This window comes from Acinetobacter pseudolwoffii (assembly GCF_002803605.1).
Classification (GTDB): Bacteria; Pseudomonadota; Gammaproteobacteria; order Pseudomonadales; family Moraxellaceae; genus Acinetobacter; species Acinetobacter pseudolwoffii.
The window spans coordinates 402,021-426,837 of sequence record NZ_PHRG01000003.1 but is presented as its reverse complement, the minus strand read 5'-3'; the positions used below and the strand labels follow the sequence as shown (position 1 = coordinate 426,837).

Annotated in this window: 21 protein-coding genes; 8 read left to right on the top strand and 13 right to left on the bottom strand. The window is 43.7% G+C overall.

The genetic code is table 11. The features are described from left to right. Positions 1–90: 90 nt before the first annotated feature. Together CWI32_RS08885 and CWI32_RS08880 are read right to left on the bottom strand one after the other, a co-directional pair. The gene (locus CWI32_RS08885; protein ID WP_005170745.1) at positions 91–528 is read right to left on the bottom strand and encodes a hypothetical protein; all 438 of its coding nucleotides are present in this window, start codon (positions 526–528) and stop codon (positions 91–93) included. Between the two features lie 168 nt (positions 529–696). Then, entirely contained in the window at positions 697–2,253 is a 1,557-nt protein-coding gene (locus CWI32_RS08880; protein ID WP_100535142.1) for a phospholipase D family protein, read from the bottom strand. A 121-nt stretch (positions 2,254–2,374) separates the two neighbouring features. On the opposite strand from CWI32_RS08880, the gene CWI32_RS08875 reads away from it, so the two are divergent. From CWI32_RS08875 to CWI32_RS08860, 4 genes are all read left to right on the top strand, one after another. Then, positions 2,375–3,487 (top strand): S-(hydroxymethyl)glutathione dehydrogenase/class III alcohol dehydrogenase, encoded by a 1,113-nt coding sequence (locus CWI32_RS08875; RefSeq protein WP_100535141.1) that lies wholly within the window; start codon positions 2,375–2,377, stop codon positions 3,485–3,487. A 210-nt stretch (positions 3,488–3,697) separates the two neighbouring features. Further along, positions 3,698–4,228, top strand: coding sequence for a hypothetical protein (locus CWI32_RS08870; protein WP_100535140.1), 531 nt, complete (start codon positions 3,698–3,700; stop codon positions 4,226–4,228). A gap of 514 nt (positions 4,229–4,742) precedes the next feature. After that, positions 4,743–5,792, top strand: coding sequence for a 3-deoxy-7-phosphoheptulonate synthase (locus CWI32_RS08865; RefSeq protein ID WP_100535139.1), 1,050 nt, complete (start codon positions 4,743–4,745; stop codon positions 5,790–5,792). A 251-nt stretch (positions 5,793–6,043) separates the two neighbouring features. Next, positions 6,044–7,240: a PilT/PilU family type 4a pilus ATPase gene (locus tag CWI32_RS08860; protein ID WP_074382739.1), complete on the top strand. Its 1,197-nt coding sequence runs from the start codon at positions 6,044–6,046 to the stop codon at positions 7,238–7,240. A 55-nt stretch (positions 7,241–7,295) separates the two neighbouring features. On the opposite strand, the gene CWI32_RS08855 is transcribed toward CWI32_RS08860, so the two are convergent. The 5 genes from CWI32_RS08855 to CWI32_RS08835 all read right to left on the bottom strand — a co-directional run bounded on the left by CWI32_RS08855 (position 7,296) and on the right by CWI32_RS08835 (position 12,662). Then, complete coding sequence (locus CWI32_RS08855) at positions 7,296–8,480, bottom strand: MFS transporter (RefSeq protein WP_100328583.1); 1,185 nt, start codon at positions 8,478–8,480, stop codon at positions 7,296–7,298. 242 nt (positions 8,481–8,722) lie between these two features. Further along, the gene (gene gcvH / locus CWI32_RS08850; protein ID WP_005097000.1) at positions 8,723–9,097 is read right to left on the bottom strand and encodes a glycine cleavage system protein GcvH; all 375 of its coding nucleotides are present in this window, start codon (positions 9,095–9,097) and stop codon (positions 8,723–8,725) included. Positions 9,098–9,179: 82 nt separating this feature from the next. After that, a complete protein-coding gene (locus CWI32_RS08845) occupies positions 9,180–10,208 on the bottom strand; it encodes an AraC family transcriptional regulator (RefSeq protein WP_005096998.1) in 1,029 nt (342 codons plus the stop codon). Positions 10,209–10,359: 151 nt separating this feature from the next. Beyond that, the gene (locus CWI32_RS08840) at positions 10,360–10,809 is read right to left on the bottom strand and encodes a MaoC/PaaZ C-terminal domain-containing protein (RefSeq protein WP_005096996.1); all 450 of its coding nucleotides are present in this window, start codon (positions 10,807–10,809) and stop codon (positions 10,360–10,362) included. Then, positions 10,809–12,662, bottom strand: a complete 1,854-nt coding sequence (locus CWI32_RS08835) for an ABC transporter ATP-binding protein (protein ID WP_005096995.1) — start codon at positions 12,660–12,662, stop codon at positions 10,809–10,811. Before CWI32_RS08835 ends, CWI32_RS08840 begins: the two co-directional genes overlap by 1 nt. A 207-nt stretch (positions 12,663–12,869) precedes the next feature. On the opposite strand from CWI32_RS08835, the gene CWI32_RS08830 reads away from it, so the two are divergent. After that, positions 12,870–13,526 (top strand): hypothetical protein, encoded by a 657-nt coding sequence (locus tag CWI32_RS08830; RefSeq protein ID WP_100535138.1) that lies wholly within the window; start codon positions 12,870–12,872, stop codon positions 13,524–13,526. Positions 13,527–13,657: 131 nt separating this feature from the next. Here CWI32_RS08830 and CWI32_RS08825 read toward each other — a convergent pair whose 3' ends face one another. From CWI32_RS08825 to CWI32_RS08800, 6 genes are all read right to left on the bottom strand, one after another. Then, positions 13,658–14,896, bottom strand: a complete 1,239-nt coding sequence (locus CWI32_RS08825; RefSeq protein ID WP_074382743.1) for a mechanosensitive ion channel family protein — start codon at positions 14,894–14,896, stop codon at positions 13,658–13,660. A 187-nt stretch (positions 14,897–15,083) separates the two neighbouring features. Beyond that, positions 15,084–15,620, bottom strand: a complete 537-nt coding sequence (locus CWI32_RS08820) for a DUF2058 domain-containing protein (protein WP_100535137.1) — start codon at positions 15,618–15,620, stop codon at positions 15,084–15,086. 15 nt (positions 15,621–15,635) lie between these two features. Beyond that, on the bottom strand, positions 15,636–16,310 hold the full coding sequence (locus CWI32_RS08815; RefSeq protein WP_100535136.1) for a YoaK family protein: 675 nt from the start codon (positions 16,308–16,310) through the stop codon (positions 15,636–15,638). Between the two features lie 42 nt (positions 16,311–16,352). Continuing rightward, entirely contained in the window at positions 16,353–17,549 is a 1,197-nt protein-coding gene (gene sstT / locus CWI32_RS08810; protein ID WP_100535135.1) for a serine/threonine transporter SstT, read from the bottom strand. Positions 17,550–17,877: 328 nt separating this feature from the next. Further along, entirely contained in the window at positions 17,878–19,626 is a 1,749-nt protein-coding gene (locus CWI32_RS08805) for a SulP family inorganic anion transporter (protein ID WP_100535134.1), read from the bottom strand. A 221-nt stretch (positions 19,627–19,847) separates the two neighbouring features. Next, entirely contained in the window at positions 19,848–20,165 is a 318-nt protein-coding gene (locus CWI32_RS08800) for an ArsR/SmtB family transcription factor (protein WP_005170781.1), read from the bottom strand. Between the two features lie 281 nt (positions 20,166–20,446). Between CWI32_RS08800 and cysK the strand changes: the two genes are divergently transcribed. The 3 genes from cysK to cueR all read left to right on the top strand — a co-directional run bounded on the left by cysK (position 20,447) and on the right by cueR (position 24,743). Further along, a complete protein-coding gene (cysK, locus tag CWI32_RS08795; RefSeq protein ID WP_100535133.1) occupies positions 20,447–21,445 on the top strand; it encodes a cysteine synthase A in 999 nt (332 codons plus the stop codon). 191 nt (positions 21,446–21,636) lie between these two features. Next, positions 21,637–24,339 (top strand): heavy metal translocating P-type ATPase, encoded by a 2,703-nt coding sequence (locus CWI32_RS08790; RefSeq protein ID WP_074383162.1) that lies wholly within the window; start codon positions 21,637–21,639, stop codon positions 24,337–24,339. Continuing rightward, complete coding sequence (gene cueR, locus CWI32_RS08785; protein WP_005096982.1) at positions 24,336–24,743, top strand: Cu(I)-responsive transcriptional regulator; 408 nt, start codon at positions 24,336–24,338, stop codon at positions 24,741–24,743. The genes CWI32_RS08790 and cueR overlap by 4 nt, the downstream gene beginning before the upstream one ends. Positions 24,744–24,817 lie beyond the last annotated feature (74 nt).

Below are 24,817 nucleotides of genomic sequence, written 5' to 3'. Positions count from 1 at the left end.
TATACTCGGCATTCATTGGTTTAAGAACATTCACACATAAAAAAGGGTGAATGTGGTCACCCTATATTTATTTCAATGCTAAAGCACTGCTCAATCCTGATATTCCACATAGTCCCACAGGTTTAAACGGGTTTTAATTTCCTGACGGATCTCTGGCAACATCGGCAATAACGTCCCATCAATCCATAAACTGAGCGCCTGTGCAGAGAGCAATTGCTGTTGTTCATCGACTAGTTGTGCGCCTTTTAAGATCACGCAGGTTTCTTCAAGCGCTTCAGTTTCGACACCTTTGAATAATACCTGTAAATCATGACCGCTATCGTGAATCAACCACTCTAACTCGAGCTGTATATTTTCACTGGATTTTAGAACAACTTGACCCTGAATAATATCGGATTCAGACAGACAATCATGTTCTACCCGAATTTTGGCCAAATACCATTCTTGCTGAGATAAATCATGGAGAGTTTTTACAGGCGTCAGAATATCACTGAATTTAAACTGACGGCTTAAATCAAAAAATTGCATGGGAGTAGAGGGCGAAAAAATCGCAAAATATTGGAAAAGTTGAATTTTAAAGCAAGGCTAATCGCCTGTAAAACCCTTTAAGCGATGATAGCGCCAGATGACTTGACGCTACCATGCCCGGAAAATAGATTCTGTACGTTGTGTAATACCAAAGTCATTACAATGTCATTACATTAGCCATTCCCCGGGGAATTTTGTCACCAGATTCATCATAAAACGCTGAAATTTTGTGGTTTCAGGGTCATGTACATGCTGAATAGTACGGCCATCTTTTTGATGCTCTAACCAGATTATTTCATCTTTTTCATTTAGTTTGAGCTGATAGGCCACACGCGGTAAAAATTGATTCATCGCATTAGAGATTTCCTTTTGAAAATCTTCCGATTTAACCACCAAACCGACTTCGGTGTTCAGATAAGCTGAACGCGGATCAAAATTAAATGAACCCACAAACACCATACCATCCAGATCAAAAAATTTGGCATGTAGACTCGAACTGTTTTTATTTTTGGCAGGGATGATGTCACCGGTCATAATTTCATACCAAGTCCGTTCTGGCCGGACTATATAAGGTTTAAACTCCCAGAGTTCGATGCCATTTTTCAAGAGTTGCTGACGATATTGCTGATAATAAGCATGTACCACAGCTACATCATTGGCCTGAAAAGAATTGGTCAGGATTCTAATTTTGACACCCTGTTGTGCACGCATACTTAAATAATCTGTGCCTTTTTGTGTGGGAATAAAATACGAGGAGACCAGTTCCAGATGATTTTTCGGCTCGCCCATCAGTTCAAGCATATGGGTGTAAATATAATCGCCATTTTTTGCATGCGGACGTGCTTTTGCAGGTGTATCCGCGACAAAATAAGCCGGTGCCCAGTAGATAGGTTGTTTCTTTAAGTGCTCTGCAACTTGTTTTTCGGCAATACCTACTCGGCGTTTTAATTCAGTTTCATCCACTTCTTCGCGCGCAAAATCAGCTCTTAGCCTTTTTAACATTTCCGGATGACCTGAATCATTCAGAGTCTGCCGAACATCATAACTCAGTTTATCATTCCAGAAATTGATGAAGGTCTGATTGGCATTTTCGACGGGTTGACCTGCAAAGAAAATATCGACATCGGTAAACTGGAAATTTTCGCTGGCATCAAAGTATTCACTGCTGATATTACGGCCACCAGTGACAGCTGCGGTACCGTCTGCAATGATCAGTTTATTGTGCATGCGATGATTAATCTGTTTCATTCTAAAGCCATAATCCAGCGCACGTAAATGACGAAATTTATAGGGATTAAAAATCCGAACTTCAAAATTTGGATGTTGGCTTAGAGCAAGAAGCTTGTCATCAAGCTGGGTACCATTTTGATCGTCAATCTGAACCCGTACTTTGACACCGCGATCGGCGGCTTTAAGTAATTGGGACAAGATCATATTGCCAATATAATCATCCTTCCAAATGTAATATTGTAGATCCAGATGATATTTAGCTTTGTTAATCAGGTGCAGACGTGCTGCCATACTCATAAAGCCATCATAGAGCGGCAAGAAAGCCGTTTTACCGCTATTAATTTGTTGTTTTGAAAGTTGATTGTCGATCCAGTGCGCAGGTCGAACCGGCGTAATTTTCGCTTCTTCAGCAGTGTTGGGAGCCAGTTCACAGCCAGAAAGCATGATGCTAAAAGTAAAAATGCTCAAACATACAAAGGGCGAAGGTTTAGTCATTGATGTTCCATTAATTATAGGATCTTTTATTCCTTATCTGGTGATGTTAATAGTTGAATCTCCGAATAGAAAGAGGTTACTGTTAGTCATCTGTAAATCAGCAAAAAAAGGACAGTTTTACATGAAATCACGTGCAGCAGTTGCGTTTGGTCCAGGCCAGCCATTAAAAATTGTAGAAGTGGATGTTGCTCCACCAAAAGCAGGTGAAGTACTGGTAAAAATTAGCCATACAGGCGTGTGTCATACCGATGCATTTACCTTGTCTGGTGAAGATCCTGAAGGTGTATTTCCTGTGATCTTAGGTCATGAAGGTGCGGGTGTGGTCGTTGAAGTAGGTGAAGGCGTCACCAGCCTGAAACCGGGCGATCACGTGATTCCGCTTTATACTGCTGAGTGCGGCGAATGCTTGTTCTGTAAATCAGGTAAGACCAACCTGTGTGTTGCTGTGCGTGCGACCCAAGGTAAAGGTGTCATGCCAGATGGTACGACCCGTTTCTCTTATAATGGCGAGCCGATTTATCACTATATGGGGTGTTCAACTTTTTCTGAATATACTGTGGTTGCTGAAGTGTCTCTGGCAAAAATTAATCCTGAAGCCAACCATGAGCATGTTTGCCTGCTGGGCTGTGGTGTGACTACCGGTATTGGTGCGGTGCATAATACGGCGAAAGTTCAGGAAGGTGACAGTGTTGCGGTATTTGGTTTAGGTGGTATTGGTCTTGCTGTGGTACAAGGCGCACGTCAGGCTAAAGCTGGCCGCATCATTGTGATTGATACCAATCCGGATAAGTTTGAACTGGCGAAACAGTTTGGTGCGACAGATTTCCTGAATCCAAAAGACTATGATCAGCCGATCCAGCAAGTGATTGTTGAAATGACCGGTTGGGGTGTAGATCATTCATTCGAATGTATCGGTAATGTAGATGTGATGCGTTCAGCACTTGAATGTGCGCACCGTGGCTGGGGTCAGTCGGTGATTATTGGAGTCGCTGGAGCAGGTAAAGAAATTTCCACCCGTCCATTCCAGTTAGTCACAGGCCGTAAATGGATGGGGACTGCATTTGGTGGAGTGAAGGGTCGTTCACAATTACCAGGCATGGTAGAACAATCCATGAAAGGTGAAATTCAACTTGAACCTTTTGTGACGCATACCATGCCGCTTGAACAGATCAATGATGCTTTTGACCTGATGCATGAAGGCAAATCAATTCGTACCGTTATTCATTTTGAATAAGTGAGCGTTTGATTTTGAAAAGACTGGTTTAATACCGGTCTTTTTTATGCGCGTTTCACTTAATTCAGGATACATTAGTGCATGAAAGCGTCACAGAGAATCACTTAAACAACACAAGCCTGCTAATGTCATTACATTCGAGATGCTTATATTAAATAGAGCGTATCAAAATACGTGATTAAACCATTTTAAAAAATAAGGATAAGCGCTATGTCGAATGATAATTTTGATCGTGATGTTATTAAGAACTCTCCAAAAGATGTCCGCGACGATTTAAATGCAGATCCGATTACTGGTGAACCTGGTGCACATCCTGTAGGAACAGGTTTGGGTGCTGCAGGCGGTGCAGCCGCAGGCGTAGCAGTGGGTGCAGCAGGTGGTCCTGTTGGTGCTGCTGTAGGTGGTGTTGTCGGGGCTGTGGTCGGTGGTCTGGCCGGCAAAGGTATAGGCGAAGCGGTAAATCCAACCGAAGAACAGGCTTACTGGCGTGATAATTCTGTAAATACCCCATACTACTCAGACGCCCGTACCACATACAGCGATCTGGATTATGACCGCGATTACGATACTGCTTACCGTGTAGGTTATGAAAACCGTGGCAGCTATGATGCCAATACCCGTTTTGAAGATGTTGAACCTGAGCTTAGAGTAAAATGGGAACAGATGAAGGGCCAATCGCGTTTAAACTGGGAACAGGCGAAATATGCGGTACGTGATGCCTGGAATCGCGTTACACACTAATTTTTAATCTGTGTATTGAATTTGATTGGCAAGACCTATATTAAATTTACAGGTTTTGCCAATTTTATCGATATTCAACACTATTTAGTAAATTGATAAATAAAAGTAGAAAAGTTAATAAATATTTTTTTATATTTAATGCTTGTCAAATGCGCAGAGACCGCGTATTTTAATTTTAGATTCACATTTTATGAAAGACATAACATGTTAAAGCAACCTATCATTTCAAACGCATATTTTTATTTCTGGCAGTTTAGATAATTGCCTGAATGCGTTTGGGCAATGAACAGGTTGCCCACCAGTTTATACCTGATCGGCAACCCTGATCAGGTTTTTTTATGCTTATCATTTTTACAAAACTTTGGAGACAGCCATGACAAACTTTAACTATTCATATTTTAACAACTTTTATTGGTCTTACTTTAGTCAGCTCATGACACTCTCGACCTCGTTAATTAGACCCATAACGCTCAAATAAAAGTTTGGACTGATTGCCAGTCCCAGGATTAAAGTCATGAATACCTTAAATACATCACAACAACATCACGCTGAAACCATTTTAACTTTACCTCAGCAACTGAAACAGCAATTGCCCCTGTCTGCGCAATTGGCTCATCAAGTCGCTGAACAACGTCAAACCATTCAAAATATATTAGAAGGCAAGGACCATCGTTTAATGGTGGTTACAGGCCCGTGTTCCATTCATGACGAAGCCTCGGCTCTAGAATATGCAGAAAAATTAAAACAGCTACAAGCCCAGGTGTCTGATCAAATTTTTCTGGTCATGCGTGCTTATATCGAAAAACCACGCACGACCGTGGGCTGGAAAGGTTTTCTTTACGATCCGAACCTCGATGGTTCTTCCAATATGCAATTGGGCCTGGAAAAATCCCGTGCTTTATACCTTAAAATTATTGAAATGGGCTTGCCAATTGCATCTGAAATTTTAAGTCCGATGGCAACTGCTTATTTTGATGATCTACTGGCTTGGGGTGCCATTGGCGCACGCACCAGTGAATCGCAAATTCACCGTGAAATCTCAAGTCACATGCCCTACAGCATCGGTTTCAAAAACGGCACTGACGGTTCAATCCAGATTGCTCTGGATGCAATCCAGTCTGCCTCTCATCCGCATCAATTCCTGGGCATGAGTCAGTCCGGTTTACCCTGTATTTTAAACTCTCAGGGCAATCCTAAAGCACATTTGATTTTACGTGGCTCAAACAGTGGGCCGAATTACCAGTGCTCAGAAATCGAGAAAATCAAAGCGAAATACTCAGCAGAATTGCCAGCACTGGTGATTGACTGTAGTCATGGCAACAGTGCGAAAAATCCAATGCTGCAAGCTAAAGTGCTGGAGCAAATCGTCGCAGAACGCCTGCAGACCAATGTTCGCGGCGTGATGCTGGAAAGTCATCTGGTGGATGGCAACCAGAAAATTTCTGCAGAGATGGTGTATGGTCAGTCAGTTACTGATGGATGTCTGGGCTGGGCAAAAACTGAACAGTTGTTGCTTGGCATTGCTCAGCATTTATCGCTTCGCTGTCTAAAACGCAGTGCATAAAGCTTTAAAAGCACTTTCTCTGAACAGGTTTGGTGAAAGTGCATTTTATTTTAGAAGCTTAAAGTGCTTCCCAGTAAATTGACTTAACATGAAATACATCACACAAATAAGATGATGAATTTTATAAAATAAATAAAATCTGTTTGTGTCCTCTTATAAATCCCTACACAATTAAAAGACAATATATCCATTTGAATATATAACCTTTTTTTCAATAATTTAATGTCATGGCAGGTTGTTTGGGGATCTTGATGTTTGCAACAGAGCTCTTAGAAGAAGCACGAAAATTCATGCACCACATGCTGACCAAAGTGGTCGAATATGGTGGTTCAGATTTATTTATTACCGCCGACTTTCCACCGAGTATTAAACATCAGGGTTTAATGAAGCCTTTTGGACAGCAAGAACTGACGGCTGAAAAAACCAAGCTGTTTGCCTATAGTCTGATGAATGAAAAGCAGCGCAAGGAATTTGAAACGGAACTGGAGTGCAACTTTGCTATCACTGTGCCGGGTGTTTCGCGTTTTCGGGTCAACGTGTTCCAGCAACAACTCAATGTTGGCATGGTGATTCGTACTATTACCGCAGAAATTCCAAATTTCCAGAAGCTCAAACTTCCTGATTCACTTAAACATGTGATTATGGAGAAACGTGGTCTGGTGCTGGTGGTCGGGGGAACCGGCTCAGGAAAGTCAACCTCGCTCGCTGCGATGATTGACTACCGCAATGAAAATTCAGCCGGGCATATTATTACCGTGGAAGATCCGGTGGAGTATGTACATAAACATAAAAAATCCATGATTACGCATCGTGAAGTCGGCGTGGACTGTCATTCCTGGCACAATGCGCTGAAAAATACCTTGCGTCAGGCACCCGATGTGATTCTGATCGGGGAAATTCGTGATACTGAAACCATGGAACATGCGATTGCTTTTGCCGAAACCGGGCATCTTTGTCTGGGAACTTTGCACTCCAACAATGCCAATCAGACTTTAGACCGGATTATTAACTTCTTCCCGGAAGAGCGCCGCAATCAGTTATTGATGGATTTATCCTCGAATATGAAGGCGATTATTTCCCAGCGTCTGATTCGGACGCAGGATGGTAAAGGCCGTCGTGCAGCGATTGAAATCATGTTAAATACGCCATTGATTTCCGACCTGATTTTGAAAGGTGAGTTTCATGAGCTGAAAGCGATTATGGCAAAATCCCGTGAATTGGGGATGCAAACCTTTGACCAGGCCTTATTTGAATTGTATAACCAGGGCGAAATTTCTTATGAGGAAGCGTTACGCAATGCCGACTCCACCAATGAATTACGCTTACAGATCAAGCTAAAAAGTAATCGTCAGGATAATGCAGCAGTCGGAGAAAGTACGCAGTTTTCTATGCTACAAAAACCAAAACCTGAAGAAAAATCAGCAGAAAATCAAGCTGTAGCTGAATAAAGACTGTCTTGGGAAACAATCAAAACAGGTAGATTTGAATTCTGCCTGTTTTGGGTTAGCTATTTTTGACTGCTTTAGCCTGAACCACCAGATGAAAATATCCCATACTACTTAGGGTCAAGACAGCACAAATCACAAAAGCAGTTTGATAACTATAAGCGGCAATGATAGCACCGATCAGGACTGAGCCAATGGCAATACCCAGATCATAGCAGGTATAAAAAGTCGAAGTTGCGTAGCCAATCCGGTGTTTTGGTGCACGTTGAATGGCTAAGGTTTGAATGCACGGTTGCACACTACCAAAACCGACTCCGACCAGAACCGCAGCCAGCATAAATCCCCATAAAGTCTGAATCTGGCTCAGTAAAAACAGACCCAGACTAAAAGCCAGCAGTGCCGGATAAATCACGTATTGTGGACCTTTGCGGTCATAAATTTTTCCAGTGATCGGACGCAGGCTCATCATGGAAATTGCAAATATCACAAAGAATAAACCGGCATAGGCCATTAAATCCTTACTGGCTGCAAATGGCGCGATAAAAGACATGATGCTGGCATAAGAAAAGGAAATCAGCATGGCAAGTCCTGCCACAGGCAGTGCTTTCTTTTCGACAAAATCAGTCAGCCCTAGTGATGTTTTCTTGTCGGTGTTGTCGATCATTTTTTCAGGCTCTTTGACCGGAATCAGTAAACAGAAGATAAAGCCGATAAAAACCAAAGCGATCAACAAGGTGCTGACCTGAAAATAAGACCAGTATTCAATTAAACTCAGACCAATTAAAGGCCCCAGGACAATTCCCAGATTGACAGACATGACAAAATAACCCATGCCTTCGCCTTTACGCTGTTCTGGAATAAACTGGTTGACCACCGGCACACAGGCTGTGGTCAGAATACTAAACCAGATGCCATGCAAGAAACGGATGATAAACAGAATCGTGAGCTGATCAGCGAGCAGGTAAGCTAAGGAAAAAAGACTGAAAAATATTTCTGAGACAATTAAAGTTTTGCGTATGCCAAATTTTTCGATAATTAAGCCACTAAAAGGACGTACTGCAATGGCAGAGACCATAAATAAGGTCATGGCCAGACCAGCTTGGGTCAGATTACCACCTAATTCTTTTAAGATATAAATCGGCAAAATTGTGGTTTGCGCAAAATAGAAAATAAATAAAAACAGGTTGTTGGCCAGACACAGTACAAATGACTTGGTCCATAACGGCGCTACAATGGCATTCATGATTATCCTAAAATGATGGGTGATGAGACGCTGGTCTTAGAATGGGGGAATTATTGTTATAAATAAGTGTGGCATATTCAGGAGTGCAGCGCGTCCTGTTCAGTACTTTAGGAAATATACGTGAAAAATACAATAATATTTTAATATGAATATATGTAATTGAAGCCGATTGGGAAAGCTGAACAATATCTATGGCATAAAAAAAATCAGCCCGCAGGCTGATTTTCTAAATATAAGCGGGTTTATAGGCCAGCTTCATATGCTGTATTGGAAAGCAGGTGTTCAACATCTGACATATTGTCTGGTTTGATTTTATAGATCCAGCCTTTGCCATAGGGATCGTCATTAATAAAATCAGGATCATCTTCAAGATCAGGATTGATTTCAACAACAATACCAGAAACAGGTGCATGAATATCAGACGCAGTTTTGACCGATTCAACTACACCGGCTTGCTGACCCGCAGTGATGTGTGAATCAAGATCTGGTGCCTCTACATAGACCAAATCACCTAATGCATCCTGTGCATGGTCGGAAATACCGGTCACAACAAGATCACCCTCAATGCGTACCCATTCATGCGTACTTGCGTACTTTAATTCTGAAGGATGATTCATTGATAACTCCTTAAAAACCTTTAGATCATTTTTGACATGTTTTATACATTCTTTTTGGCCAAAACAAAAGGCTTATGACCCTTTATAAATAAGGATCTTTGCGCCAGTTGCTCGGGCTGCGACCACTCCAGCGTTTAAATGCCCGGCTAAAATTGGCGACATCACTATAACCAAGTTCATCAGCAATCTGCTCCAAGCTAAAGTCGGTCCGGGACAATAACGACGTCGCATGCCGGTAGCGTACTTCATCGACCAGCGTAGAAAAAGAGGTACCTTCAGCCGCCAGCTGACGTTTTAGGGTGCGGTCGGACATATGCAGACGATCTGCCACACTTTCAATACTCAGATAATGCTGCTCGGAATGGGTCAGAATATCACGGACCCGCATCGCAATCCGGTGTCGCTCGCCCAAGGCCGAGAGTTCAGTTTCACACTGGTTAATTGCAATCTGGCTGGCAATCGGATCGGCATGCACCAGCTTGTTCATCAGGTAGCTCTTATCAAAACTCAAGATCAAATGCGGCTGTTCAAAGCGAAACTGATGATGTGGAAATTTGGCCATAAAGCGTTCAAAGCCTTCCGGTTTTTTGAAATCAAAATCGATTTCTCCAGCGGCATAATCAATTCCGGTAATGGCCTTGGCCATACTGATCATGCCAAAAATCAGTGCAATCGAGATTTCGGTGCGTAAGGGTTCCAGCTGAATATCGGTTTGCAACTGGACTGTAGCCTTGGCACCAAAGGTCGAAAAGAATAGCTGTAAAAAGGGCATACGCAGCTGGATGAAACGGTTGGCCAGTACTAATGCATCGGTAATATCCTTGGCCGTCATGATGGCATAGCCGATAAAACCATGAATAGAAATCCGCATCTGGGTACCCAGATGATAACCAAGTGTCGGTTCACCGCTCAGCTTGAGGGCATGTTTGACCAGTTCATTGGCCACAGGTGTCGGGATGCGAAAATCAGGATCCGCCAGCTGCTCCGTACTCAGGCCAAAGGACTTGAACAACGATTCGTCATTATATCCCCAGCGGGAAATGACATCGAGCAGCAAAAGAGCGTATACACCTGGAATTCCCTGATCTTGGCGTGGAGCAATTGTTTTCATGCGCGATCCGTTGCACTCACTTAAATTTTTTTATTTATGGTCTGATATTGGCATGAAACTGCCATTTTTTTCATTAAAATTGTTGGACAAAGTTTTGGCTATTGCCACAATCATTGTGGCAGATTAGCCTGAATTTCGCCTAAAAATCAATTTAAACCGGAGAAAATCCTCGTTTAAATACCACAATTTTAGTGGTTGAACTAAAAATCATTTTATGATGCTGGTCAAATGCCTGCGTCTGGTAGCTAACGATCCCACGATCAGTTTTGCTTCTGGAGGGCTGAATATCCATGATTTCGACTTCGACGTGAATTTCATCCCCGGGGCGGGTCGGACAAGGCCAACGCAGATGCGACTCTGAACCAATGAGCCCATAAGCCACAGGAAAACATTCAGTCCACAAGCGCATAACCACTGCCGCAGTATGCCAACCACTGGCGGCAATTCCCTGAAATACCGGATGGGCTGCAGCTTGCTGTTCATCAGTATGAAAGACTTGTGGGTCATAAGCCCGGGCAAAATTTTGAATTTCTTCCAGTCCCATATGATATTTACGGCTGCTAAAGCGGTCAGCGATGTTCAAATCTTCCAAATACAGCATTATTCACGATCCTTCGTTGCTTTGATCTGTTGTTGTATCAGTAATCCGCCCGTTTGACGCTGCCAAAGCTGGGCGTAGATTCCATTTAATGCTACCAGTTCATCATGGGTACCTTGCTCGGCAATTTTGCCTTGATCCATTACAATCAGGCGATCCATCTGGGCAATTGTCGATAAACGATGCGCAATGGCAATTACGGTTTTGCCTTGCATCAGATCATCGAGGCTGTTTTGAATGGCCGCTTCGACTTCAGAATCCAGCGCACTGGTGGCTTCATCCAGAATCAAAATGGGTGCATCTTTTAGAAATACCCGTGCGATTGCAACACGTTGACGTTGACCACCAGAAAGTTTTACACCACGCTCACCGACATAAGCCTCATAGCCTCTTTTGCCGCGTAAGTCGGTCAGATGAGGAATAAACTCTTCTGCTTTGGCTTTACGTACCGCTTCATACATCTCTTGATCGGTTGCATCAGGACGACCATATTTGATGTTCTCTGCAACGGTACGGTGCAGCAGCGAAGTGTCTTGAGTCACTAAAGCAATGTTCTTACGCAAACTGTCCTGCGTCACATCTTCAATGTTCTGCCCATCGATTAAAATACGACCTTGGTCAAGATGATAAAAATGCAGCAATAACTGAATCAGGGTCGATTTACCTGCGCCTGAACGTCCCACAATCCCGATTTTTTCACCCGGGCGAATGGTCAGGTTAAACTGGTCAATGACATTTTTATCATTATAGGCAAAGCTGACATTGTCGAATTTAATTTCACCATGCTGAAGCTGTAGCTCTTTGGCATTGGGTTTATCTTCAATGGCAATCTTGCGGCCTAAAGTTTTCATACCATCCTGAATGGTCCCGACATTTTCAAACAGGGCAGAGGTCTGCCACATCATAAACTCGGCAATACTGTTCAGTTTGAGTATCATGGCCGTGGTGGCTGCAATAATGCCCAATTCGGCCTGTCCTTCCATCCATAGCCAGATGGCCGTACCCAACACACCGCCATAGAGAATAATGCTCAGAAATAAAATACTGATTTCATACTGAGCCCCCAGACGCATCTGTTTGTAAACCGTGACCATAAATTCCTGCATGGAGGTTTTAGCATACTGGCTTTCTCGACCAGCATGGGCAAACAGCTTGACAGTCTGGATATTGGTATAGGCATCGGTGACACGGCCGGTCATGACGGCACGCGCATCGGCCTGTGACTTGGAAATCTTGCTTAAACGCGGAATAAAGTACCAGGCCGCACAGATAAATAGCAGTAGCCACACCATCAAAGGGATAACTAAATAGGGAGAAATATTGCCTAAAACGATATTGATGGTGACGAAATAAATCAGCACATAGGCCAGCATATCTCCCAAAATGACCCAGAATTCCCGGATGGCCAGCGCCGTTTGCATGACTTTGGCAGATAAACGTCCGGCAAAATCATTATGGAAAAAATCCAGACTTTGTTTCATCAGTAAATTATGAAAGCGCCAGCGTAACCGCATCGGAAAGTTGCTATACAAAATCTGGTGCTTGATCAGGGATTGGGCACTGGCAAAGAAAATATTGGCCAGCAGGATAATGCTCAGCAAGGTTAGGTTGCTGGCATGTTGTTCCAGAAAAGTATCTGGCTGGCTTTTGCTGAGCCAATTTACCAGATCGCCAATTTTTGAGTAGAGTAAGGCTTCAAAGCTGGCAGCACCGGCCGTACACAGCACCAGAATCAGCAAATAACGGCGCACACCGTAGGCTGCCTGCCAGACAAATGGAAAAAACTTGGTCGGTAAAGGTTGATTCAGGTTTTTGGTGGGATAGGGATCAACCAGTCTTTCAAGCCATCGAAACATTATCGTACTCTTATCATGCATTTTGCTTTGTAGTGATTATAAAGGATTGAATTTTTTTAAGCCTAGGATTAGATGAAATAGCCACAAAATTATTATCCAAATCAGACTTTACTTTTCATGCCAGATACGTAATTCTAAATCCATAATTATATTAAAGTTTAAACCATTTTTCCTCATAAAAAGAATCAAAAACGAGAGAGCTTAAAGATGAGTATTTGGGTAGTGGCCAGCCGTAAACGAGGCTCAGGAAAAACCACGATTGCGATGTATATCAATGAGTTATTACGTGGGCAAGGCGCGACCTTGCTCATTGATGCCAATCTGGAACCGTATGGTTATGAATGGGCAAATCTGAAAAATAAACAATTTTCTTTCGAGCATCTGGATATCTTAAAACAAGATGGTCGTAGTCTGGATCATCGTCTGGAACTACTGAAACAGCAGTTCGCCTATATTATTGTTGATATTGACGGGCAGGATACATCTGCCTTGCGTTCAGTCCTGAAACATGCAGATAAGCTGATTATTCCCAGTTCCATCAATCCAGAAGATATTCAACTTGAAACCGAACTGGTGCAATTGGCGATTGGGATCGCACAATATAATACTCAATTAAAAATTTATACGGTATTGAATAAGATTCCTGAACAGCAGCAACTTGCAGAAATGAAACAGACACAGCACCTGCTCAAGCATATGCCCGGTGCACAGTTTCTGAACACGGTGATTTATGAGCATCAAAGCTATCATCATTTATTATTAAACGGCGAAAGGATCTGTGAAGAGCAGTTCGACTCAGAACATGATTTTTATAAAATGCTACAAGAACTGATGCAGCTGCAAGCGTCTGCAATCTCAGCCTGAGCATCTCAATACCCAATCTAATATTTGTTTAAGTTGTCGATTTTTATATTTTTATTTAATCAGACCAATCAAAAGCCTGAAACTGTAGCCAGTTTCAGGCTTTTATTTTATTTGAAGATTGTCGCAGCTTTTCAGGAAACGCTAAAAGATTCCTTGAGGTCGAAACCTGAAGGTGCCTGATACACTTTTAGGCCAAATTCAGGAATAATCGCCAACAGGTGATCCAGAATATCCGACTGGATATTTTCATACTCGACCCAGACCGTGGTATTGGTAAATGCATAAATTTCCAGAGGCAAACCTTCACTGGTCGGTTGTAACTGACGAACCATCAGCGAGTGATTTTTACTAATTCCCGGATGCTGTTGCAGATAAAATTCCACATAGGCACGGAAAGTCCCCAGATTGGTCAGACGGCGTTGGTTATATTGCGAATGATGGCTGAGCTGCAAGTTAAATTGCTGCAGTTCTTCAGTTTTGGTATTTAGATATTGATCCAGCAGAATAAATTCTTTCAGCTTGTTCTGTTCCTCAGCTGACATGAAATGCACGCTGCTCTGATCGATATGAATGGAACGTTTAATCCGGCGCGCACCGGCTTCCTGCATGCCACGCCAGTTTTTAAAGGTATCCGTCACCAGTTTATTGGTCGGAATGGTGGTGACTGTTTTATCAAAGTTCTGCACGGTAATGGTGTGTAATGACATATCAATGACATCGCCGTCCGCATTTAAAGATGGCATTTCAATCCAGTCACCAATACGCACCATGTCATAAGAGGAAATCTGTACCGAAGCCACCAGCGATAAGATGGTATTTTGGAACACCAGCATCAGTACCGCAGCCATGGCACCAAAACCGGCCAGCAAGGTAAAGACATCTTTCTTGAGGAAAGTCCCCAGAATCATCAAACCACAAACGATGAAGATGATCAGCTTGACCAGTTGCAAATAGCCTTTAATCGGCTTGTTACGCGATTTCGGATTGCGCTGATAAATCAGGTTAAAGATATTCAGCAATTCGCCAATCGCTAGGGCAATGGTCAAGAAGATAAAGGCCTGCGCACCCATCTGGATAAAGGTCTCGACCTTGTCTGATAAATGCGGAACGGTGGTAATTCCATTCATAATCACAATGGCCGGCACAATATTGGCAATACGGCGGATCACGCTATGCTCGGCAATGATTTCATTATGTGCAAAAGGCATTTTGGAAATCAGTTTACGAATTCCGCGAACAACGACTTGTTTGGCAAATAAATTTGCAATAATTGCCAGTAAAATCACAATGCTCAATGAAGAGAGCATTTCTAGCCAGGGATATTGATCTGCCCACACTTGTATATTCTGGACAAGCTTAAACTGTTCCAACTTATCTTTTCTCACACTGTTAAAATTGTGAAAGAGTTTATAGCTTTAAGCTGAGTTTTTTAATTTTAATTAAACTTTTAATACATATCTTTGGAAAGTGTTTACCTGAAATAGCTTTTAGACTGTGATCTGATATAAAAAAACCGGCCTAAGCCGGTTTAGTATGATATCGCGTATTAATAATAACTTACCACATCAGGTCATCCGGAATGACATAGGCTGCATACGGATCTTCTTCATCGGTAATTTGTTCATTTTTCTCTGAATTATTCACAATGATAAAGCCTTGCATCTTGGCATTAATGCGATCTCCCAAGGCATTAGGCAAGAACACATAACTGTCATTTTCACGTGCAATCACCAGACTGCCTGCCACCAGTGCATTATAGATCTGCTGGTTCAGGTAAACCTTCTTGATCTTGCTGTCATCAATAAACTGATACACCGCATCACCATCCGTATCGCGGATTTTGTGCTGGTTAATCATCTGGATGATCGCGGCTTTCAGTTCTTTTTCCTGTAAGGCCGCTTTTTTCTCTAACTCGATGGCTTGGTCTTTGGCCAGTTTCTGCTGCTTGTCTTGCTCAATTTTCGCCTTGATTTCAGCCTCGGTGCTATCACCGGTGCGTTTTTCATGCACAGCCTGTTTAGACAGTTTTTTGGCTTTTTTATTATCGACCAAACCTGCCTTTAACAATTGTGCCTGCAATGCATTTTTAACCATGAGAATGTCCAGAAATTAATCGTGTTGATGTCGATAACGTAAATAAATCACCCAGTAAATCAGACTGAGCATCAGGCTCAGCCCTGCCGGGATCAGGAATGCATTTAATTTTAAATAAGGATAAAGCCAGCTGGCAAGAATACCACCGCTTAAAAAACCGAGCAAAATAAGTAAATGTAAAACGACTCGGCGTGGTTCTACATCTAAGCCGCGTAAACGGTAACCCATGGCCAAGCCAAGGTCGGTCAGTACACCAGATAAATGCGTGGTGCGAATAATGGCACCTTTATAATGGCTGACCATGGCATTTTGCAGACCCATCGCGACACAGGCCCATAACAGGGCATAGCGCGGGAAATAGGGCAATAATAACCAGCAGATCAGAATAAAAAAAGCCACCAGGCTTAAAGGGTAACCATAAAGTCGTCCCAAGCGAAAGTGACTATTTCCTAGAATCAGCCCGCTATACAGAGAACCAATGACATAGCAGAGTGTGACCAGAAGCAGATATAGCATCATGTCTGGCTGCCAGTCCAGCAGCGCCATGGCCAGCATACTGACATTACCGGTCATATGTGAAACAGACTGGTGTAATACCGTCAACAGACCCAGGACGTTAATCATGCCGGCATTCACCGCAAGAAAGAACGTCCCTAATTGTATCCAGGTAGGTAAACGCTGTAATGGCATAACAACATCATTGGCAAAAAATTTTGATTATTCAATATAAAATCAATTTGATGCGCGGTCTACTGCTGTGGTAAATAAAACATCCGTAGACGAGTTTAAAGCAGTTTCAGTAGAATCCTGCAATACACTGATTACCATACCAATCGCAACGACTTGCATGGCAATATCCGAAGAAATCCCAAACAGGCCACATGCAACTGGAATCAGTAACAATGAACCGCCTGCAACCCCTGAAGCGCCACATGCCGAAACGGTTGCCACCACAGAAAGAATGAGCATAGTGCTGAAATCGACGCTAATCCCCAAAGTATTTACAGCCGCCAATGACAATACAGTAATGGTCACAGAAGCACCTGCCATGTTGATCGTAGCACCCAGAGGAATTGCGATACTTGAAGTCGATTCTTTAACACCCAGACGTTTTGCCAGATCCAGATTGACTGGAATGTTGGCTGCTGAACTACGGGTAAAGAAAGCGGTAATGCCACTTTCGCGCAAACAGGTGAACACCAGTGGATACGGGTTGTTACGCGTCATTAAGGCAACCAGAAGCGGATTAATCACCAGTGCCACAAAAACCATCGTTCCGAGCAACACAGCAAGTAAATGTGCATAACTGGTCAGTGTATCCAGACCAGATTCAGCAAAAGTCACCGCAACCAGACCAAAAATACCCACAGGTGCAAAGCTGATCACTAAACGAATCACATAATTCACTGCAAAGGCTACATCATTCAAAAGCGTTTTGGTGCTATCCGATGCATGACGGAAAGCGATGCCTAATGCCACTGACCAGGCCAGAATGCCAATAAAGTTTGCTTCAGCAATTGCAACAACCGGGTTGGCGACAAAACTGAGCAGTAAATTCTTCAGGATTTCTACCAGACTGCCAGGTGGCTGTAATTCAGCTTGTGCAGCGATATCCAGAAACAGCGTACTTGGAAATAAGATGCTCGACACCACAGCGCTCAGTGCAGCAAGGAACATACCCACTGCATACATGATCATAATCGGTTTGATGGGGGTGTTGGATTGACCCACCTTAAAATTCGCGATAGAAGCTAAAACTAAAATGAAAACCAGAATCGGTGCAACAGACTTCAAGGCTTTAATAAACAGGTCGCCCAATAGGCTTAATGAGGGAGTAGCTTCGGGAAATACCACAGCCACACCCACACCTAAAATAATGGCGATGATGATTCGAGAGACTAAGCTCATGCGCATAAGGGCAGAAAACATAAGGTTGCCTTGTGAAAATTACGAGGGCTAAATTTGGGAAAAAGTTGCGCTATTTTATACTTAATTTAAACAAGGCTTAAAATATATTTTTATATAAAAACCAAGATATTGATATTGTTGATTTATTCTAAAACTAATTGCTTTAAAACAGCGCTTATATTGAAGAAAAACTTCCTAAAATGATGAATAAATCAGCGCTTTTAAAATTGTATTCATGAAATAAATATCAAAGTTAAATAGATAAATTCAAATTATATTTGAAAATTCAGAAAAAACTGCACTTATGACCAGCTGGAATCTCCGGCCATAAGTTCCAGTATCTGCTGTTTTAAATCGTATAATCTTTATGCTGCTCAAAGATCTCTGGCGCCAAGTCCTGAATCGCCTGAAAATGGGTCAGATAAATGCGCCCGCTCAGATGCGTCATCAATTTAGAAGCTTGCAGCTTGTCCATGACCGGACCTTTAACTTCGGCAAAATGCAGGCGAATATCCAGTTTGGCCAGTTCCGCATTTAAATCTTCCAGCATTTCCAAGGCACTCAGATCAATCGCACTGATGCTGGAACAGTTAATAATCACATGTTGCAGCTGGTCATTCAGGCTGATCTCATTGATCAGATAACCTTTGAAGCTATTGGCATTCAGAAACGTCAGATTCTCATCAATCCGCAGTGACAGCACCCGATCGGAGGTACTGACCTGATGCCGCTGAATATTACGAAAATGCTGGGTTCCTTCCACTAGACCGACAACCGCAATATGCGGACGGCTGATTCGCCATAACATCAGAACAAAGGTCGACACGATTCCAATAATCAAACCGGTGGAAATATCAATCAGGACCACGCCCAGAAAAGTAATCCACATGGCAAGGCCATCTGCCTTGGAATAGCGCCAGGCATCAAAAAATGGCTGGAAATTAACCAGCTTCCAGATGGAAACAATAATCGTCGCGGCCAGAATGGTCAGCGGTAGATCTTCAAAAAATCCGGTAAAGAACAGGCTCACAAAAATAATCAGAATAGAGGATAAAACACCGGCCATAGGTGATTTGGCACCGGCATCGGCATTCACCACCGTCCGCGACAGGCTGCCCGTTACCGGAAAAGCTGAACTCACGCCTGCACTGATATTGGCCAGACCGAGCGCAATCAGCTCCTGATTACTGTTTAAATGACTGCGTTGCTGTAAGGCCGTGGCTTGAGCAATCGATAGTGACTCCACAAAACTGATCATGGCGATCATGCTGGCACCCGGTAACAAGGTCATCACCAGTTCCCAGTTCCAGTGTGGAAAGGACAAGGGCGGAAAACCGGAAGGAATTGCACCGACCGTTTTAATGCCCTGAAGCTTTAAATCCAGAAAGACAATCGCCGCAATCCCCAGACACACCAGAATCAGCGGCACTGCACGTACCAGAAAATCTGTATAGCCGATCCGGCTTTGTACCGCCTGAGATTTTAATAACTTGGGCAGATAGATCAGCAGACCGATAGAGAACAGGCCGAAAATCAGGCTCGGCACGTGCAGCAGCGGGAAATATTGCAGCAAACTGCTGACAAACTCCGGAAGGTTATTGGCTTTTAAAGGAAGATCGACCAAAAACTTTAACTGCCCAAACGCAATCAATAAGGCAGAGGCAATAATAAAGCTTTGAATCACGGGATGACTGATCAACTGGATCAGAAAACCAAAACGGAATAATCCCAAAAGCAGGGAAATAATCCCGACCATTAGTGCCAATAAAGTCGCAGCTTCAATATAGACTGGTGAGCCGACTTCAAAAAGTGGATTGAGCGTAGCAAAAGTCATCATGGAAATGATGGCTACCGGGCCAATCGATAAAGTCGAACTCCCACCGAGCAGCGCATAAATGATCATCGGCAGGATGCTGGCATATAAGCCCATGATCGGCGGCAATCCTGCCAGCATGGCATAGGCCATCCCTTGAGGCACCAGCATCGCCACCACAATCAGGGCAGCCAGCACATCAGACTTAAATTTGACCGGCGTGTAGTGGCTTAACCATGCCCAGGCAGGCAGTCTATGCAGAAGTTTAGACTTGGAATTTTGCATAAAAAGGTCTAAATCACAAATATAGATATATTATGCACAAATTCTGCTAAGAAATCTTAAGGGGTCGAATTTGTGATGATTTATGTTTTTAAAATAAATCAGCTAGGTCTGGCCTCCATTTTCTTGAAGCAGCTATAGCGATTTTCTACAAAGTCGTTATTTCTGCCAGATCAATGGGGTAGAGAAGTGTGTTTTGGCGTTAAATAGTGTTTAAAAATAAACTATTTAATTTGATTCGCACAATACAGCTGATAAAGCGTAGTCAATACCACAATCAAATTTTGATCTTTAATTGAATAATAGATCTGTTTACCATCCCGACGGGTATTCACTACATCACTTTTTCGCAGCATCATCAGTTGCTGGGAAAGTGTCGGTTGTTTAATGTCGGTAATATCCTCAATTTGGGAAACATTCAGTTCCGCTTGAGAGAGATGGCATAAAATAAGGAGACGGTCAGTATTGGCCAGAGATTTTAAAATGCCGACGACCTGTTCTGCTGAATCGCGCATAGTCGTGATTTCAAAATCGGTTTTCATCTCATATGTCCATTATAAAATTACAGCCCGCACATTATAAGGGGCTCGATGATTAATACATTGATATAATATTTAAATATTATCGGGTTTTAATCAGGTTAAATATTAGTTAAAGTTATATTTTAAACGTTGATAAATAATATAAAATCATCGAATTATTTAAAAAATATTTTGGTTTAAATTACTGCGATCAAGTGCAAATTCCATCAAACATCTACAAACGAAAAAAATGCTTGTATGATGTTTAAATGACTTGAACCAATAACATCAGGGATATCATCATGAGTACAGATTCAGCTTTTCCAACACCAAATAATTTAGGGATAGCGGTTTATAGTAATAATGCAGACGCAATTGGAAATACACCGCTAGTTCGTATTAATCGTGTAATTTCAGCTCCGGTAACTGTACTTGCTAAAATTGAAAGCCGTAATCCGGCCTTTTCAGTCAAATGTCGTATTGGTGCAGCATTAATTAACGATGCAGAAAAATCTGGAAAACTCAAACCCGGTATGCACATCGTTGAACCCACCAGTGGCAATACCGGTATTGCATTGGCCTTTGTGGCAGCCGCTAAAGGTTATAAACTGACGCTCACCATGCCTTCAAGCATGAGTATTGAGCGCCGTAAAGTAGTCAAAGCTTTAGGAGCCAATCTGGTCTTGACCGATCCGGCCAAAGGCATGAAAGGGGCGATTGAAGCAGCCGAGAGTCTGTTGAATGAGAACCCGGAGCAGTATTTCCTGCCACAACAGTTTGAAAACCCAGCCAATCCTAAAATTCATGAAGAAACCACCGGCCCAGAAATCTGGGAAGCAACGGCGGGCAATGTCGATATTCTGGTCGCAGGTGTCGGAACGGGCGGAACCATTACCGGTATTTCGCGTTACTTTGAGAAAGTTAAAAATAAGCCTCTATATTCGGTGGCGGTGGAACCTGCTGAATCTGCAATTATTGGTCAGGCCAAACGCGGCGAAACGCTGACACCGGGACCACACAAAATTCAAGGTATCGGAGCCAACTTTATTCCGGGCAACCTGGATTTAGATCTGGTCGATGAAGTGATTGCCATTAATAGCGCAGAGGCAATCGAGTGGGCACGCAAAACTGCAGCTCAGGAAGGTATTTTGGTCGGCATTTCAAGTGGTGCGGCCATGGCGGCAGCGGCACAACTGGCTGCACGCCCGGAAAATGCCGGTAAAAATATTGTGGTGATTTTGCCAGATGGCGGAGAGCGTTACCTGTCTTCGGTTCTGTTTGAAGATATTTCTGCCGAATAAAATTGATGCATTCAATATTTTAAACACTGCTATAAAAGCCCGAAGTCATCTTCGGGCTTTTATTTGGTTCTTGGATGAGCATCCAATCGCAATACCGCTTTATCTTTCCTAAAATATTTAAATGAAAGACTTGACCTTGCCATGCTGGGAATGTTTAAGCTATAGCATCGGCAGCAAGTTGATGCATGGAGATGGGCGTGGCAGAACAAGACAGCATCCGGTTATATGAACAGCAGGTGCAGATTGGCGGTATGACCTGTGCATCCTGCGTGGCTCGGGTCGAAAAAGCCTTGAAAAAAATTGAGGGCGTGGTTGAGGCATCTGTCAACCTGTCGACTGAAAAAGCTTTTATTAAAAGCCAGCAGCCGATTGCTGCCGCTGTGCTAGTTCAAGCAATTGAAAAAACTGGCTTTGATGTACCGACGCAACAGTTTGCTTTGAATATTGAAGGCATGACCTGTGCATCTTGTGTGGCTCGCGTAGAAAAAGCCCTAAAAAAAGTAGAAGGTGTACTGGATGCACACGTGAATCTGGCCACTGAAAAGGCGCATGTGAGTCTAATCAATTCTGTGCCATTGTCCAAGTTGACTCAGGCGGTGCAAAAAGCCGGTTTTGATCTTCAGGCTGACCGGATTGAACTGGCGATTGAAGGCATGACCTGCGCCTCCTGCGTCGCGCGTGTTGAAAAAGCTTTATTAAAAGTAGACGGCGTCAGTACAGCACAAGTCAATCTGGCGACTGAAACTGCTTCGATTCAGGCATCCCGTCAGCACATCCCAGCTTTGATTGCTGCTGTAGAAAAAGCCGGTTTTAAAGCCACAGAAAAAACCAATACACATCTCTCGGCAGATCGCCATGTGGCTTTTCAGGAAAAGAAAGCCACTGAAACCGCGCAACTGAAACGGGATCTTTGGCTTGCTCTTATTCTGGCAGTCCCTGTATTTATTCTAGAAATGGGTTCACATCTGATCCCGGCTTTTCATCATTTTATTGCGCAGACGTTGGGAACCCAGAACAGCTGGTATCTGCAGTTTGTGCTGACCAGTTTGGTGCTGATTATTCCGGGACGGCGTTTTTATCAGCATGGTATTCCGGCTTTATTGCGTTTGGCGCCGGATATGAATTCTCTGGTCGCAGTCGGAACAATCGCAGCTTATGGATTTTCCTGCATTGCGACCTTTTTTCCGCAGCTGTTACCCCAGTCCACCGTCCATGTATATTTTGAAGCGGCAGCTGTCATTGTTGCGCTGATTTTACTGGGGCGGTATCTGGAAGCCAAAGCCAAAGGTAAAACCTCAGAAGCGATTCAGTATCTGGTCGGCTTGCAACCGAAAACCGCACGGGTACAACAGCATGGCAACTGGGTTGATCTGGCGATTGCCGATGTACAACAGGGCATGCTGATTGAAATCCGCCCGGGTGAAAAAGTCGCCGTCGATGGTGAAGTGGTTGCCGGGCAAAGTTATATCGATGAAGCAATGATGAGTGGTGAGCCTTTACCCGTGGCCAAACAGGCCGGGGATCAGGTGGTGGGTGGTACAGTGAACCAGAATGGAACCTTGCAAATCAGGGCCACTGCGGTCGGACAGGATTCTGTACTGGCGCAGATTATTGAGATGGTGGAACAGGCACAAGGCTCGAAACTACCGATTCAGGCGGTGGTGGATAAAGTGACTTTATGGTTTGTACCTGCCGTCATGGCACTGGCGGCCTTGACCTTCATGGTCTGGTTCCTGTTTGGGCCTGAACCCAATCTGACCTATGCATTGGTCAACGCCGTGGCGGTGCTGATTATTGCCTGTCCGTGTGCGATGGGGCTGGCAACACCGACCTCAATTATGGTCGGAACTGGGCGTGCCGCTGAACTGGGCGTGCTGTTTCGTAAGGGTGAAGCTTTACAGTTATTGCAGCAAACCCAAGTCGTCGCACTTGATAAAACCGGAACCTTGACTGAAGGAAAACCGTTGCTGACGGACTTTGAAGTCACAGCAGATTTTAATCAGCAGACTGTATTGCAACTGGTGGCTTCGGTTGAAGCCAAGTCAGAACATCCGATTGCCCATGCCATTGTTCAGGCAGCTCATGAGCAACAACTGGAACTGAGTGAAGTCACAGATTTTGATTCGATCACCGGCGCAGGGGTCAAGGCACAGGTAGCTGGTCAGCAGTTGCATATTGGGGCTGAACGTCTGATGCAGAACTTAGGTCTAAATGTCGATCTGTTTCGGTCTACTGCACAAAAACTCGGTGATCAGGGCCGTAGTCCCTTATATGTGGCGATCAATCAAAAGCTGGCGGCGATTATTGCCGTCGCGGATCCGATTAAAGCAACTACCTATAGTGCGATTCAGGCCTTGCATGAGCAGGGTCTAAAAGTAGCGATGATCACCGGTGACAATCAGCATACCGCGCAGGCCATTGCCAAACAGCTGAAAATTGATCAGGTAATTGCGGAAGTTTTACCGCATGAGAAAGTGGATGCGGTACGTCAACTCCAGCAGCAATATGGCGTACTCACTTTTGTCGGGGACGGAATCAATGATGCCCCGGCACTGGCACAGGCTGATGTTGGCATGGCGATTGGTACAGGCACCGATGTCGCGATTGAGGCAGCCGATGTGGTGTTGATGTCAGGTAATTTACAGCATGTGGCCACCGGAATTGGTCTGAGTCAGGCCACCATGCGCAATATCCGGCAGAACCTGTTCTGGGCCTTTGTCTATAATATTGCTTTAATCCCGATTGCCGCCGGGGTGCTCTATCCATTCTGGGGCATCTTGTTATCACCAATGTTTGCCGCAGGCGCGATGGCATTGTCTTCCGTGTTTGTTGTCACTAATGCTTTGAGATTAAAAGCCTACAAAGCGGTACAGTTCAAGGAGCAAGCAGGATGAATATTGGTCAGGCGGCAAAACGTTCCGGCATCTCTGCAAAAATGATTCGTTATTATGAAGACATCGGGTTGTTGCCTGCTGCGAAACGAAGCGATGCAGGTTATCGGGTTTATACTGATGCGGACATTAAAACCTTAAGTTTTATTCAACATGCACGCGAACTCGGCTTTTCTTCAGAGCAAATGAAAGAATTACTCGGCCTGTGGCTAAACAGCTCACGTCAGAGTAGCGAGGTGAAACAGCTGGCCGAAAAACATATCCAGTTTTTACAACAGAAAATTGCCGATATGCAGCATATGCTGGTGATATTACAGCAATCGGTGGAGCAGTGTGCCGGCAATGAACAGTCCGATTGCCAGATTTTAAAACAGATTGAACAGGGTGTCGTCCCTGAGCAGCACTGAGCTGATCTGCAGCTCAGGTTAAATATAGTCTACCCAATCACATTAATTTTTAAAGCGATCCTATGGAGCCAAAT

Excerpts from the sequence above, each read along its gene's own strand:
- CWI32_RS08885 (WP_005170745.1), bottom strand. The coding sequence starts at position 528 with ATGCAATTTTTTGATTTAAGCCGTCAGTTTAAATTCAGTGATATTCTG.
- CWI32_RS08880 (WP_100535142.1), bottom strand. The coding sequence starts at position 2,253 with ATGACTAAACCTTCGCCCTTTGTATGTTTGAGCATTTTTACTTTTAGC.
- CWI32_RS08875 (WP_100535141.1), top strand. The coding sequence starts at position 2,375 with ATGAAATCACGTGCAGCAGTTGCGTTTGGTCCAGGCCAGCCATTAAAA.
- CWI32_RS08870 (WP_100535140.1), top strand. The coding sequence starts at position 3,698 with ATGTCGAATGATAATTTTGATCGTGATGTTATTAAGAACTCTCCAAAA.
- CWI32_RS08865 (WP_100535139.1), top strand. The coding sequence starts at position 4,743 with ATGAATACCTTAAATACATCACAACAACATCACGCTGAAACCATTTTA.
- CWI32_RS08860 (WP_074382739.1), top strand. The coding sequence starts at position 6,044 with ATGTTTGCAACAGAGCTCTTAGAAGAAGCACGAAAATTCATGCACCAC.
- CWI32_RS08855 (WP_100328583.1), bottom strand. The coding sequence starts at position 8,480 with ATGAATGCCATTGTAGCGCCGTTATGGACCAAGTCATTTGTACTGTGT.
- gcvH (WP_005097000.1), bottom strand. The coding sequence starts at position 9,097 with ATGAATCATCCTTCAGAATTAAAGTACGCAAGTACGCATGAATGGGTA.
- CWI32_RS08845 (WP_005096998.1), bottom strand. The coding sequence starts at position 10,208 with ATGAAAACAATTGCTCCACGCCAAGATCAGGGAATTCCAGGTGTATAC.
- CWI32_RS08840 (WP_005096996.1), bottom strand. The coding sequence starts at position 10,809 with ATGCTGTATTTGGAAGATTTGAACATCGCTGACCGCTTTAGCAGCCGT.
- CWI32_RS08835 (WP_005096995.1), bottom strand. The coding sequence starts at position 12,662 with ATGTTTCGATGGCTTGAAAGACTGGTTGATCCCTATCCCACCAAAAAC.
- CWI32_RS08830 (WP_100535138.1), top strand. The coding sequence starts at position 12,870 with ATGAGTATTTGGGTAGTGGCCAGCCGTAAACGAGGCTCAGGAAAAACC.
- CWI32_RS08820 (WP_100535137.1), bottom strand. The coding sequence starts at position 15,620 with ATGGTTAAAAATGCATTGCAGGCACAATTGTTAAAGGCAGGTTTGGTC.
- CWI32_RS08815 (WP_100535136.1), bottom strand. The coding sequence starts at position 16,310 with ATGCCATTACAGCGTTTACCTACCTGGATACAATTAGGGACGTTCTTT.
- sstT (WP_100535135.1), bottom strand. The coding sequence starts at position 17,549 with ATGTTTTCTGCCCTTATGCGCATGAGCTTAGTCTCTCGAATCATCATC.
- CWI32_RS08805 (WP_100535134.1), bottom strand. The coding sequence starts at position 19,626 with ATGCAAAATTCCAAGTCTAAACTTCTGCATAGACTGCCTGCCTGGGCA.
- CWI32_RS08800 (WP_005170781.1), bottom strand. The coding sequence starts at position 20,165 with ATGAAAACCGATTTTGAAATCACGACTATGCGCGATTCAGCAGAACAG.
- cysK (WP_100535133.1), top strand. The coding sequence starts at position 20,447 with ATGAGTACAGATTCAGCTTTTCCAACACCAAATAATTTAGGGATAGCG.
- CWI32_RS08790 (WP_074383162.1), top strand. The coding sequence starts at position 21,637 with ATGGGCGTGGCAGAACAAGACAGCATCCGGTTATATGAACAGCAGGTG.
- cueR (WP_005096982.1), top strand. The coding sequence starts at position 24,336 with ATGAATATTGGTCAGGCGGCAAAACGTTCCGGCATCTCTGCAAAAATG.